Consider the following 11,786-nt stretch of genomic DNA (forward strand, 5'->3'; position numbering starts at 1 on the left):
GCGCGCGACCGTGCGGAATCCCGCGCGTCGCGTCATGCGGAGTCCCGTGCTCCGCGCGACCGCGACAGGGCCCGTGCGGCGCGCGACCGGGACCGCGCGGCACGGCGGGCCGCCCGCGGTCCGGTCTGGCCGGCCTGGCTCACCGTCGCGGTCCTGGCCGGGTGCGGCGTGGGCTACTTCCCGCTGCACCGAGGCGACGCCTCCGCACCGGCCTACGGGGTGGCGCTCGGCCTGTCGGCGCTCTGCCTGGTGCTGGCCCTGCTGCTGACCGTGCGGCCGGCCGTACCGCTGCTCGCCGCCGCGGTCGTGGGACCGGCGGCGCTGGCCGCGGCCAAGCTCTACGGCAGCGCCACCCCCTCGGCGCGGGTGTCCCCGGTCACGGACCTGACGCTGGCACCGGTCTGGATCGCGGTCGCGGTGGCCGTGGTCGCCTCGCTCGTCGCGCTGACGGCACTGTGCGTGCGGGTGGCCGCGCCGGCCTCCGCGCGGCGCAGGCCGACCCGCTCCGTGGCCGTGGCGAGCCGCACCGCCGCGGACTGACCGGCACTGCCCGCTTCCCGACAGCGCGTGGTCCGCGCCGGAAGGTGAACCGGCGCGGACCACGCGTCTGCCGTCAGACGCCCAGCGTGCCCGCGGGATGCTCGTGTTCCAGCAGGGCGGTGAGCACCCGGTCGGGAGTGAGCGGCAGTTCCCGGAAGCGGATGCCGGTGGCGTGGTGGACGGCGTTGCCCACGGCCGCCGCCGAGCCCACGATCCCGATCTCGCCGATCCCCTTGCTGCCCATGGGGTTGAGGTGGTCGTCCTTCTCGTCGACCCAGTGCGCCTCGACGTCCGCGACGTCGGCGTGCGCGGGCACGTGGTACGACGCCAGATCGCGCTCGACGAAGTCACCGAACACCGGGTCCACCGTGCTGTCCTCGGTCAACGCCATGCCCAGGCCCATCGTCATGCCCCCGATGAACTGGGACCGGGCCGTACGCGCGTTGAGGATGCGCCCGGCGGCGAACACGCCCAGCAGCCGGGTCGCCCGCACCTCACCGGAGACGGTGTCCACGCTCACCTCGGCGAAATGGGCGCCGAACGCGTGCCGGGCGAAGGGGCTCTCCGCGTCCACCGTCCCGGAGGTGTCGGCCTCGGCCGTGACCCCCTCGGCCGGCAGCGGCCCCGAGCGCTCCGCCAGCCGGGCGGTCAGCCGGACGCACGCCTGGTGCACGGCCGACCCCCAGGACGCGGTGCCCGAGGAACCACCGGCCATCGGGGCGAACCCGATACCGCTGTCGGCGACCTCGACCCGCACCCGGTCCAGCGGGGCGCCGAGGGCGTCGGCCGCGATCTGCGCCAGCACCGTGCGGGCACCCGTGCCGATGTCGGTGGCGTTCACCCGCATCAGGAATCCGCCGTCGGGCAGGGCGCGCGCCGAGGCGACGCACGGGGAGACCAGCACCGGGTAGGTGGCCGCGGCCACCCCGCTGCCGATCAGCAGGGGACCGGCCTCGCGGGACCGCGGACGGGGGTCGCGGCCCTCCCAGCCGAAGCGCCGGGCACCCTCGCGCAGACACTCCACCAGATGCCTGCTGCTGAACGGCTTTCCGCTGTCCGGCTCGCGCTCCGGTTCGTTGCGGATCCTCAGCTCCACCGGGTCGACGCCGAGTTCGGCGGCCAGCTCGTCCATCGCCGATTCGAGGGCGTACATGCCGGGGCACTCGCCGGGGGCGCGCATCCAGGAGGGCGTGGGCACGTCGAGCGCCGCCACGCGGTGGACCGTACGCAGGGCGGGAGCGGCGTACATGACCCGGGCGGGGACCGCCGCCTGTTCCACGAACTCCTTCACCCGCGAGGTGTGCGTCGTCACCTCGTGCACGAGCGAGGTGAGCCGGCCGCCGTCGTCCGCGCCGAGGCGCAGCCGGTGCAGGGTCGGCGCGCGGTGCCCGACGACGGCGGGCAGGTAGCGGCGCGGCAGTGCGACGGTCACCCGCCGCCCGGTCTCGCGCGCCGCCATCGCGGCCAGCACCACCTCGGGACGCGGTGTGCCCTTCGAGCCGAACCCGCCGCCCACGTGCTCGGCGCGCACCGTGATCCGGTCCTCGGGCAGCTCGAACAGGCGCGCCAGTTCCTTGCGCACCGCCGTGGTGCCCTGGCTGGAGCAGTGCACGGCCAGCCGGTCGCCGTCCCAGTGCGCCGTACTGGCGTGCGGCTCCATGGGGTGGTTGTGCAGCGGCGGCACCCGGTACTCGACGTCCACCCGGGCCGCCGAGGAGGCGAGGGCGCCGTCCGGGTCGCCCTGTTCGGTGACGGCCGGGAAGCCGCCGTTGGCGGACTCGGGGACGTACGCCCCGGAGTGCGAGGCGGTGAGCGTCACGTCGTGCGGCTCGGTCTCGTAGGTGATCCGGACGGCGGCGGCTCCGGCGCGGGCCGCCTCCAGCGTCTCGGCCACCACCACGCCCACGAACCAGCCCCGGTGCGGGACGTGCGCGTCCTGGAGCACGGCCAGCGTCGGGTCGTCCGGGGTGCCGAGCCGGGGCGCGTTCTCGTGCGTGAGCACCGCGAGCACGCCGGGCAGCGCGAGCGCGGGCGCGGTGTCGACGCCGGTCACCCGGCCCCGTACGACCGTCGCCGGCACGGGCCAGGCCTGGGCGCGGCCCGGCGCTGGGTACTCGGCGGCGTACCGGGCGGTGCCGGTGACCTTCTCCCGCCCCTCCCGGCGCTCGACGGGAGCGCCCAGGACGGCATCGGTGGCGGTCATGGAGTCCTCCTCGTGGACACCTCGGTCGTCAGGTGGTGGCGGGCGGGGCGAGCCGGCCCAGTACGTCCAGGGCCAGCCGGCGGGCCAGCGGCACCTTGTAGGCGTTGTCCCGCAGGGGTTCGGCCGCGGCCAGCTCCAGGTCGACGGCGTGTTCGAACGCCGCCGTCGTGGGCGCCGCGCCCAGCAGCGCGTCCTCGGCCCGCCGGGCCCGCCAGGGCCGGTGCGCCAGCGCCCCGAAGGCGATCCCGGCCCGCTCCACCACCCCGTCCGCGAGGTGCAGCACGACGGCGACGGAGGCCAGCGCGAAGGCGTACGACGCCCGGTCGCGGGCCTTGCGGTACGCCGAGGGCAGCCCGGCCGTGGCCGCGGGCAGGACCACACCGGTGATCAGCTCGCCCGGGTAAATCTCCGTGTCCCGCTCCGGATGCAGCCCGGGGAGCCGGTGGAAGTCGGCGGCGGGCACGCTGCGCGCGCCCTCGGGGCCGTGCAGTTCCACGCGCGCGTCGAGGGCGGCCAGCGCCACCGCCATGTCCGAGGGGTGGGTGGCGATGCACTGGTCGGAGTGGCCGAGCACCGCGTGATCGCGGTGCACGCCCTCCAGCGCGCCGCAGCCGCTGCCGGGCTCCCGCTTGTTGCAGGGCTTGGAGACGTCCTGGAAGTAGGGACAGCGGGTGCGCTGCAACAGGTTGCCGCCGGTGGTGGCGACGTTGCGCAACTGCCCGGAGGCACCGGCCAGCAGCGCCTGGGACAGCGCGGGGTAACGGTCGCGCACCGCCGGGTGGGCCGCGAGGTCGCTGTTGCGGACCATCGCCCCGGCCCGCAGCCCGCCGTCCGGCAACTCCTCCACGGTGTCCAGCGGCAGCCGGGTGACGTCGACGAGCGCCGCGGGCGTCTCCACGCCGAGCTTCATCAGGTCGACGAGGTTGGTGCCGCCGCCGAGGTAGCGGGCGCCGGGGTGGGCCGCGAAGGCATCGGTGGCCTCCTCGACGCTGCCCGCGCGTACGTAGGCGAAGGGCTTCACGGGATCACGTCCTCGACCGCGTCGGCGATCCGCGGATACGCACCGCACCGGCACAGGTTGCCGCTCAGCCGCTCCCGGATCTCGTCCCGGCCCAGCGCGACGGGCTCCCCGGAGGGTGTCGCCGGGTCGGTGACGTGGGAGGGATGCCCGGCCGCGGCCTCGGCGAGCGCGCCGACCGCGGAGCAGATCTGGCCCGGGGTGCAGTAGCCGCACTGGAAGGCGTCGCGGCCCAGGAAGGCCCGCTGCACCGGGTGCAGTTCCTCGCCGTCCCCGGCGAGACCCTCCACGGTGGTGATCTCGCAGCCGTCCAGGGCGACCGCGAACAGCAGGCAGCTGTTGACGCGCCGCCCGTCGACCAGGACCGTGCAGGCGCCGCACTGCCCGTGGTCGCAGCCCTTCTTGGCGCCCGCGAGGTCGAGGTCCTCCCGCAGGAGGTCCAGCAGGACGCGACGGTGATCGACGGTGAGGGTGTGCGGTTTGCCGTTGACGCGCAGCGTGGTCTGCGAACGGGAGGGTGCCGGTGGGCGGGAAGCGGGGGCGCTGTCGTGCTGGCTGTCCATGGCGTCGATGACCTTCCGGGACGGGCCGTGCTCCTGTGCCGTCCGCGTATCCACCTCGCGCCGGATGACACGTGAGGGTGCCCTCACCGCACCCCGCAGGGGAGACCCCGGGTTCGATGCCCCCGAGCGACCGAAGGCGCCCGGCGCCCGGCGCCCGGCGCCCGGCGCCCGGCGCCCGGCGCCGGGCGTCAGTCGTCGGTCGCCCGGGGCCCGGGAGGCTCCGCCGTGTCGCGGGGGGCGGTGGCGTCCGCGCGGGAGGTCCGGGCGGAGCCCCTGAACCGCTCCAGCGTGCGGGTCAGACCCCGCAGGGGAGACACCGACGGTGTCTGGGCGGGTGCGGGCCCCGCCGGTGCCGCCTCGGCGGACTCCCGGTACACGGCGAGGGCCTCGGCCGCGCGTTCCGCCGCCTCCCGGTACAGGTCACGGGACTGGGTCATGGCCTCCAGTGCCTCGGCGTACATCTTCACCAGCTTGCGCTCGCGCTCCAGCTCCTCCTCCAGCGTCAGCAGCCGCCAGTCCTCCCGCAGCGAGCCGAGGGCCGCCACCGCGTCGTCGGGCAGCGGCCTGGGCAGCGCGGCGAAGGACGTCACCGCCGCGATCAGCCCGGTGGGCTCGGAGCCGTCCAGGAAGACGGTGCGGACGGAGAAGTCGTCGGCGGCGTAGTCGGCCGGGGCCGGCGTGCCGGGCAGCACCACGGCGCCGCCGCGCGGCACCTGGACCCCGAAGTCCTCCAGGGCCCAGTTCACCACCCGCAACTGCTGCGGCGCGGCGCGGTGCTCGACCACCCGGTGCCGCAGACCGGGCGGCAGCCGCTGCGCCAGCGGCACCCGGCCGCGGTGGTCCGGGGTCATCGCCTCGTGCACGACGACGTGGATGTTCCACGGGCTGCGCCCGGCCTCCTTGAGCAGCCGGCGCACGGCCTTGTCGTCGTCGGGCAGGGTGTTGATGCCCCGCAGCCGCAGCCCCGTGGCGGCGTCCCGGTCCCAGGTGACGTCCGGGTCGTCGGGCCAGAACACGGTGGCGGGGGAGGGCCAGGCGAGATCCCAGGCATCCTCGGCCTCCGCGAGCAGCGTCCAGTCCTGGCCGCCCGCCGAGCCGGGCTCCAGGATCATTCTGGCCCGCACGGTGACGGCCCCGGGGGCCTTCCAGCGCGCCTCGAAGATCCGTGGGCCGGGGGTCCCGGCGGCCGCAGGCTCGGCCGCCGGCTCCTCGGGCGGCTCCAGGAAGTCGTCGATGACGTGGTCGTCCTTGAGCCGCCGCAGCCGGTGCCGGACGGTGTCCTCGGCCGCGGAGCCGACATGGCGGCCGCGAGCGGCCCACAGCGTGGGCGGATGCGTGGGGCGGGCGGTGGGAGAGGTCGGCATGGGTCCATCGGGCAGCAGGGGCACGGACGTAGGCAAGTATCGTCGCCGCAGGTCAGTCGAGAGCACCGGGGGGTCCGCCGACCGGGCGGGCCGCGGCGCCGCGCACGGTGCGGCCGGCCGTGGCGCGGGTGCGTCATGAGCGAGGGTGGGCAGGATCAGCCCGACCGACCGTACGGCATGAGAAGGAGCGACCTGATGAACCTCGACCTCGGCGGACGCACCGCACTGGTGACGGGCTCCTCGCAGGGCATCGGGGCGGCGATCGCCGCCGGACTGGCGCGGGCCGGGGCCACCGTGGGCGTCAACGGGCGCGACGCCGGTCGTCTGGCGGAGAGCGTCGAGAAGCTGCGGGCCGAGGTGCCGGACGGCGCGTTCGTGCCGGTCGCGGCCGACCTCGGTACCGAGGAGGGCGCCGAGCGGGCCCTGGAGGCGCTGCCCGACGTGGACATCCTCGTGAACAACCTCGGCGTCTTCGGTGCCGCGCCCGCGCTGGAGATCAGCGACGCCGAGTGGCGCCGCTACTTCGAGATCAACGTCCTCGCGGGCGTCAGGCTGACGCGCGCCCACCTCCCCCGGATGAGGGACCGCGGCTGGGGCCGGGTGCTGTACATCGCGAGCGACTCGGCCGTCGTCATCCCGGCCGAGATGATCCACTACGGGGTGTCCAAGACGGCCCTGCTCGGAGTCGGCCGCGGCTTCGCCAAGGAGGCCGCGGGCAGCGGCGTCACGGTGAACTGCGTCATCGCCGGTCCCACCCACACCGAGGGCGTCGAGGACTTCGTGTACCAGCTGGTCGACCGCGACCTGCCTTGGGACGAGGCACAGCGCGTCTTCATGCGCGAACACCGCCCGCAGTCCCTCCTCCAGCGGCTGATCGAGCCGGAGGAGATCGCCAACCTGGTGGTGTACCTCAGCTCCCCGCTCGCCTCGGCCACCACCGGTGCGGCCGTCCGGGTCGACGGCGGATACGTCGACTCGATCCTTCCGTAGCGTCTTGGGCCTCAGTCGTCCTCGGCCTCAGTCGTCCTCGGCCTCAGTCGTCCTCGGCCGCGCGCCGCCGGTCCGCCTCGTTCCAGGCCCGGGTGTCGCGCGGTTCGACGTACGGTTCCTCGTCCGGCGGGAAACCGCCGTCGATGACCCGCTGCCGGGCCAGCTCCGCGTCGAACTCCAGGCCGAGCAGAATGGCCAGGTTCGTCACCCAGAGCCACACGAGGAAGATGATGACGCCCGCGAGGGTGCCGTACGTCTTGTTGTACGAGCCGAAGTTGGCCACGTAGAAGGCGAACCCGGCGGAGGCGAGCAGCCAGATCAGCAGCGCGACCAGGCTGCCCGGGGAGATCCACTTGAATCCCTTGACCCGGGCGTTCGGCGCGGCCCAGTACAGGATCGCGATCATCAAGGTGACGAGCAGGACCAGCACCGGCCACTTGGCGATCGACCACACGGTCAGCGCGGTGTCGCCGACGCCGAGCGCCGTGCCGGCCTGCCGGGCCAGGCTCCCGGTGAACACCACGATGAGCGCGCTGACCACCGCGAGCACGAGCAGCACCACCGTCAGGGCCACCCGCAGCGGCAGCACCTTCCACACCGGGCGCCCCTCGGGCACGTCGTAGACCGCGTTGGCGGCGCGGATGAACGCGGCCACGTAGCCGGACGCCGACCAGACCGCGCCCACCAGACCGACCACGGCCAGCACGGAGCCCAGGCCCGCCTTGGCCTGCAGTTGCTCCACGGCGTTCGTGATCACGTCCCGCGCGGAACCCGGCGCGAGCTTCTGTACGTTGTCCAGCACCTCCTGGGTGGCGGACTCCCCGGCGATGCCGAGCAGCGAGACCAGCACCAGCAGGGCCGGGAACAGCGACAGGATGCCGTAGTAGGTCAGCGCGGCGGCCCGGTCGGTCAGCTCGTCGTCCTTGAACTCGTGGACCACGCGCCGCGACAGCGCGAACCACGAACGCCGGGGCAGTTCGGTGGGGGAGTCGGGGGCGGCGTCCTCGGTGGCGGCGCCGGGACCGTAGTCCTCGGCCGTCTTCTCGTCGTCCGGTCCGTCGGCCGGTTCGTCCGCCGGTGTGTCCTTCGGGTGCTTCCCCCCGCGGGGGAGGTGGAGTCGGGCCATGCCCCCCGGGTTGCCCGTCTCGGCGGTCGCACGCTCCCTGGCCGGGCGGGCCCTGGACGGGCCGAACTCCGCAGTATGCCCGAGCGCGCGCACGTTCCTCTGGAAAATGCCAAAGCGCTCACCGGATGCGTGCACTTTCCGTAGTGTCGTCGTCACGTTCGCGGTACAGCCGTGCAGGGGAGGGGATCCGGCGTGCCCGGAATCGACGAGAGTCTGCTGGAAGCCATGCGACTGCCCGGCGCGCGCGGAGCGTCCCTGGTCGACTGGATCAGCGGGCTCGCTCTCGGTGCCGTCGGCGAGGCACCGGGCGGCGACTGGGAGGCGACCGCCGCGGAGACGGCGGAGCTGGGCCGGCACGTCGCGGAGAGCGGCTCCCTGGCGGCGGGCGGCATCGCGGAGCCCGGCAAGGAACCCCCGGTGGAGGACCTGATCGCCACCACCGGCGACGCCTACCACCTGCTCAGGTTCGTCAGCACCCCGTTCGACAGCACCGTCTTCCTGCACCTGTGGCTGGACCGCAACGACGGAAACCTCGCCCTGGCCCGCATCCGGCTGGCCGAGATGGCGGACCGGCTGGTGCTCGGATGACCCGGGTGACGACCGCATGGACCACGCACGGGACGACGGCGGAGGCGCTCGGTGCCCTCGCGGCCGAAGGGGCGACCGGTGCCCTGTCGGGCGAGCGGGGCATCGTCTACCTCTCGGCGGGCCGCGTCGTGCACGTGGAGTCGGCCTTCACACCCGACCTCGGCGCGCTGCTCACCCGCAGCGGCGCGGTCCCGCCGGACGGCTGGTGGGAGGCGGTCGCCCGGGGCGGCGCCCAGCACCGGGTCGGCCACCGGCTCGTGGCCGGCGGCCGGCTCGCCGCGGGCGCGCTGGAGGTCTGCCACCTGGGCGCACTGTTCGACGCCGCGTACTTCGTCCTGGCCCACGACACACGCGCCCAGCGCTTCCGGCCCGGCGCGGTGCACTGGCTCGGCGCGGTCCGCTCCGTCCCGGTGGACGTCGTCGTCCGCGAGTGCGGGCGGCGGCGCGACCTGCTGGACCGGATCTGGCCCGACCCCGCCGTCGACGCGCTCCCCCTGGCCCGGGTGCCGGGGACGGACACCGCCGAGCTGCCCGTGCGGCGCGGCCGCACCCTGGCCCAGGTCGACGGCGTACGCACCGCCGCGGAGATCGCGTCGGCGCTCGCCTGCCGCACCTACCACACCCTGGTCGAACTGCGGCGCCTGGCCGCCGACGGCCTCGTCCGTGCCGCGCCACCCGCCGCCCCGCCGCTTCCCCCCGGCCCGGAACCGCGGGCGGTCGTGTGGGACGACCCCGACACGGCCCTGCTGCGACGGCTTCGAGACGCCTTGGAGGCCCTGTGATCCGCGCGCGCCGCCGGCGCGACGAAAGGAGACTGCTCATGGCCGTCGAGAGCGACGTCCTGGACGAACTGCACCGGCTGCGCAACCGCGTGCCCCAGCTGACCGGGTCGCTCGCGGCCACCGTGGACGGCCTCGTCCTGGCCCACGACGCGCCGGGCACCGAACCCGAGGGTCTCGCCGCGCTCACCGCGGCCGCGCTCGGCGTCGCGCACCGCATGGCCGAAGCCACCGCGCGCGGCGGTTTCCGCGAACTGCTGCTGCGCGGGACCGACGGCTACGTCGCCACCTACGCCGCCGGTCCGGCCGCCGTGCTCACCCTGCTCGCCGACGGCCGGGTCAACGTGGGCCGCCTGCACCTGGAGGGGCGGCGCAGCGGCGCGCGGATCGGGGAGCTGGTCGCCGCCGGGACCGGGGCGGAACGCGTCCGCGCCCCGGCCGCCGAGCACGGTGCGGCGCTGCCCGCCCAGCCGGCCCGCCCCATCGGCACCCTGCCGGTGCGCACCCCGCAACGGCCCGCACACCAGCCCACCCCCCAGGCCGGCGGTCACCACCGGCCGACCTGAGCCACCCCTCGCGTACCGATCACGTCCGGAAAGGAAACCACCATGGCCAACCTGGAGACCTCGCTCAAGGAATGCCTCAGCTCCATCGACGGAGCGACCGCCGTCGCGCTGGTCGACTACACCAGCGGAATGGCGCTCGGCACCCTGGGCGGCGGCAAGGACTTCAACCTCGAGGTCGCCGCCGCCGGCAACACCGACGTCGTACGGTCCAAACTGCGCACGATGGAGCACCTCGGTCTCAAGGACGAGATCGAGGACATCCTGATCACCCTGAACACCCAGTACCACATGATCCGCCTGCTCAAGGGGCGCGGCGGCAACGGGCTCTTCCTCTACCTGGTGCTGGACGCGAGCCGCGCCAACCTGGCCATGGCCCGCCACCAGCTGCGCCGCATCGAGACCGACCTGGAGGTCTGAGCCCGCCCGCCCGTTCGCCCCCCGCGGACCCCGCGGACGCGTCCGGCGCCGGTGCCCCGCGAGGGGGCCACCGGCGCCGGGCGTCCTGGCTCAGGCGCCGCTCTCGCGGAGCATGTCCTCGCGCTCGACGTACTTCACGCGCTCACGTCCCTGCGGTTCGCCCTGCGCCTTCTCCGCGGCGTCGAGCCTGTACCAGCCGTCCCAGGTGGTGAAGCGGACGTTGCGCTCGGCGAGGAAGGCGTCCACGGCCTCGGGAGCGGGCGAGGCGGGCGTCTGGAGACGGCCGTTCGCGTAGTCGTCCAGCAGGTTGGCCACCGTCTCGTTGGCGTCGCCCTTGGTGTGCCCGATCAGACCGACCGGACCGCGCCGGATCCAGCCGGTGACGTACGTCGACCGCAGGTGCTCGCCGGACTCCTGGACGACCCGGCCGCCCACGTCCGGGACCGTGCCCGTCTCGAGGTCCCAGGGCAGCTTGGGCAGCTGGTCGGAGAGGTAGCCGACGGCCCGGTAGACCGCCTGGACGTCCCAGTCCTTGAACTCGCCGGTGCCCTTGACGTTGCCCGTGCCGTCCAGCTCGGTGCGCTCGGTGCGCAGGCCGACCACCTTGCCGTCCTCGCCGAGGATCTCCGCGGGCGACTCGAAGAAGTGCAGGAACAGCTTGTGCGGGCGGTCGCCGACGTCGCGGATCGCCCAGTTCTCCAGGGTCTTGGCGACCATGTCGGCCTGCTTGTTGCCGCGCCGGGTCGCGATCGAGCCCTCGTCGTAGTCGATGTCCTCGGGGTCGACGATCACCTCGATGTTGGGGGAGTGGTCCAGCTCCCGCAGCTCCATCGGGCTGAACTTCGCCTGCGCCGGGCCGCGGCGGCCGAAGACGTGGACCTCCAGCGCCTTGTTGGCCTTCAGGCCCTCGTACACGTTCGGCGGGATCTCGGTGGGCAGCAGCTCGTCCGCGGTCTTGGCGAGGACCCGGGCGATGTCCAGGGCCACGTTGCCCACACCGAGGACGGCGACCTTCTCCGCCTCCAGCGGCCAGGTGCGCGGGAAGTCGGGGTGGCCGTCGTACCAGGCGACGAAGTCGGCCGCGCCGTACGAACCGTCGAGGTCGATGCCGGGAAGGGACAGGGCCCGGTCCGCCGTGGCGCCGGTGGCGAAGATCACACCGTCGTAGAAGGCGCGCAGGTCGTCCAGGCTGACGTCGGCGGGGTAGTTCACGTTGCCGAAGAGGCGGATCTGCGGCTTGTCGAGCACCTGGTGCAGGGCCGTGATGATGCCCTTGATCCGTGGGTGGTCGGGCGCGACGCCGTAACGGATGAGTCCGAACGGGGCGGGCATGCGCTCGAAGATGTCGATGGAAACACCGGGGTCGGCGGCCACTTCGGACTTGAGCAGGGCGTCAGCGGCGTAGATCCCGGCCGGGCCGGATCCGACGATGGCTACCCGCAGAGGGCGGGGCATGTTCAGGTTCCCTTCGAGCGGTGACAGATCGACTCTCCGGGAAGCCTAAGCTAAGGCAAGCCTAAGTCGGTACGCGGGTCCGGTCTATGAGGTCATAAGGACATCTTATGGGATCTCATGGTTCGGGTTTGGGGGTCGGGTGCGCGTACCCGGCCGGGCGCGGGTTTGAAGCCCTGG

At 74.1% G+C, this 11,786-nt stretch carries 11 protein-coding genes and 1 pseudogene; 6 read left to right on the top strand and 6 right to left on the bottom strand.

The features are described from left to right. Positions 1-540, top strand: a pseudogene (locus BZZ08_RS17710) (hypothetical protein); the annotation flags it as partial. 73 nt (positions 541-613) lie between these two features. Here the strand turns inward: BZZ08_RS17710 and BZZ08_RS17715 are convergent. The 4 genes from BZZ08_RS17715 to BZZ08_RS17730 all read right to left on the bottom strand — a co-directional run bounded on the left by BZZ08_RS17715 (position 614) and on the right by BZZ08_RS17730 (position 5,688). After that, positions 614-2,743, bottom strand: a complete 2,130-nt coding sequence (locus BZZ08_RS17715; RefSeq protein ID WP_104633212.1) for a xanthine dehydrogenase family protein molybdopterin-binding subunit — start codon at positions 2,741-2,743, stop codon at positions 614-616. Between the two features lie 28 nt (positions 2,744-2,771). Further along, positions 2,772-3,764 carry an FAD binding domain-containing protein gene (locus BZZ08_RS17720; RefSeq protein WP_104633213.1) on the bottom strand — a complete coding sequence of 331 codons (993 nt, stop codon included), beginning with the start codon at positions 3,762-3,764 and terminating at the stop codon, positions 2,772-2,774. Beyond that, entirely contained in the window at positions 3,761-4,324 is a 564-nt protein-coding gene (locus tag BZZ08_RS17725) for a 2Fe-2S iron-sulfur cluster-binding protein (RefSeq protein ID WP_104633214.1), read from the bottom strand. The genes BZZ08_RS17720 and BZZ08_RS17725 overlap by 4 nt, the downstream gene beginning before the upstream one ends. A gap of 188 nt (positions 4,325-4,512) precedes the next feature. After that, positions 4,513-5,688, bottom strand: coding sequence for a hypothetical protein (locus BZZ08_RS17730; protein ID WP_104633215.1), 1,176 nt, complete (start codon positions 5,686-5,688; stop codon positions 4,513-4,515). A 195-nt stretch (positions 5,689-5,883) separates the two neighbouring features. On the opposite strand from BZZ08_RS17730, the gene BZZ08_RS17735 reads away from it, so the two are divergent. Then, a complete protein-coding gene (locus BZZ08_RS17735; RefSeq protein ID WP_104633216.1) occupies positions 5,884-6,678 on the top strand; it encodes an SDR family NAD(P)-dependent oxidoreductase in 795 nt (264 codons plus the stop codon). Positions 6,679-6,721: 43 nt separating this feature from the next. On the opposite strand, the gene BZZ08_RS17740 is transcribed toward BZZ08_RS17735, so the two are convergent. Continuing rightward, positions 6,722-7,804: a YihY/virulence factor BrkB family protein gene (locus BZZ08_RS17740; protein WP_198601547.1), complete on the bottom strand. Its 1,083-nt coding sequence runs from the start codon at positions 7,802-7,804 to the stop codon at positions 6,722-6,724. A gap of 192 nt (positions 7,805-7,996) precedes the next feature. On the opposite strand from BZZ08_RS17740, the gene BZZ08_RS17745 reads away from it, so the two are divergent. From BZZ08_RS17745 to BZZ08_RS17760, 4 genes are read left to right on the top strand one after another with little or no spacing between them, the layout of a single operon-like run. Next, entirely contained in the window at positions 7,997-8,392 is a 396-nt protein-coding gene (locus BZZ08_RS17745) for a hypothetical protein (RefSeq protein WP_104633218.1), read from the top strand. Further along, positions 8,389-9,174, top strand: a complete 786-nt coding sequence (locus BZZ08_RS17750; RefSeq protein ID WP_198601548.1) for a hypothetical protein — start codon at positions 8,389-8,391, stop codon at positions 9,172-9,174. Before BZZ08_RS17745 ends, BZZ08_RS17750 begins: the two co-directional genes overlap by 4 nt. A 38-nt stretch (positions 9,175-9,212) precedes the next feature. Continuing rightward, positions 9,213-9,737 carry a roadblock/LC7 domain-containing protein gene (locus BZZ08_RS17755; protein ID WP_104633219.1) on the top strand — a complete coding sequence of 175 codons (525 nt, stop codon included), beginning with the start codon at positions 9,213-9,215 and terminating at the stop codon, positions 9,735-9,737. A 42-nt stretch (positions 9,738-9,779) separates the two neighbouring features. Beyond that, entirely contained in the window at positions 9,780-10,154 is a 375-nt protein-coding gene (locus BZZ08_RS17760) for a hypothetical protein (protein ID WP_104633220.1), read from the top strand. A 90-nt stretch (positions 10,155-10,244) separates the two neighbouring features. Here the strand turns inward: BZZ08_RS17760 and BZZ08_RS17765 are convergent, their stop codons facing one another. Then, on the bottom strand, positions 10,245-11,609 hold the full coding sequence (locus tag BZZ08_RS17765) for an FAD-dependent oxidoreductase (protein ID WP_104633221.1): 1,365 nt from the start codon (positions 11,607-11,609) through the stop codon (positions 10,245-10,247). Positions 11,610-11,786: the final 177 nt, after the last annotated feature.

Source organism: Streptomyces sp. MH60 (genome assembly GCF_002939385.1).
Lineage (GTDB): Bacteria > Actinomycetota > Actinomycetes > Streptomycetales > Streptomycetaceae > Streptomyces.

Coding starts and splice junctions, on each gene's coding strand:
- BZZ08_RS17715 (WP_104633212.1), bottom strand. CDS start 2,743: ATGACCGCCACCGATGCCGTCCTGGGCGCTCCCGTCGAGCGCCGGGAG.
- BZZ08_RS17725 (WP_104633214.1), bottom strand. CDS start 4,324: ATGGACAGCCAGCACGACAGCGCCCCCGCTTCCCGCCCACCGGCACCC.
- BZZ08_RS17730 (WP_104633215.1), bottom strand. CDS start 5,688: ATGCCGACCTCTCCCACCGCCCGCCCCACGCATCCGCCCACGCTGTGG.
- BZZ08_RS17735 (WP_104633216.1), top strand. CDS start 5,884: ATGAACCTCGACCTCGGCGGACGCACCGCACTGGTGACGGGCTCCTCG.
- BZZ08_RS17740 (WP_198601547.1), bottom strand. CDS start 7,804: ATGGCCCGACTCCACCTCCCCCGCGGGGGGAAGCACCCGAAGGACACA.
- BZZ08_RS17750 (WP_198601548.1), top strand. CDS start 8,389: ATGACCCGGGTGACGACCGCATGGACCACGCACGGGACGACGGCGGAG.
- BZZ08_RS17755 (WP_104633219.1), top strand. CDS start 9,213: ATGGCCGTCGAGAGCGACGTCCTGGACGAACTGCACCGGCTGCGCAAC.
- BZZ08_RS17760 (WP_104633220.1), top strand. CDS start 9,780: ATGGCCAACCTGGAGACCTCGCTCAAGGAATGCCTCAGCTCCATCGAC.
- BZZ08_RS17765 (WP_104633221.1), bottom strand. CDS start 11,609: ATGCCCCGCCCTCTGCGGGTAGCCATCGTCGGATCCGGCCCGGCCGGG.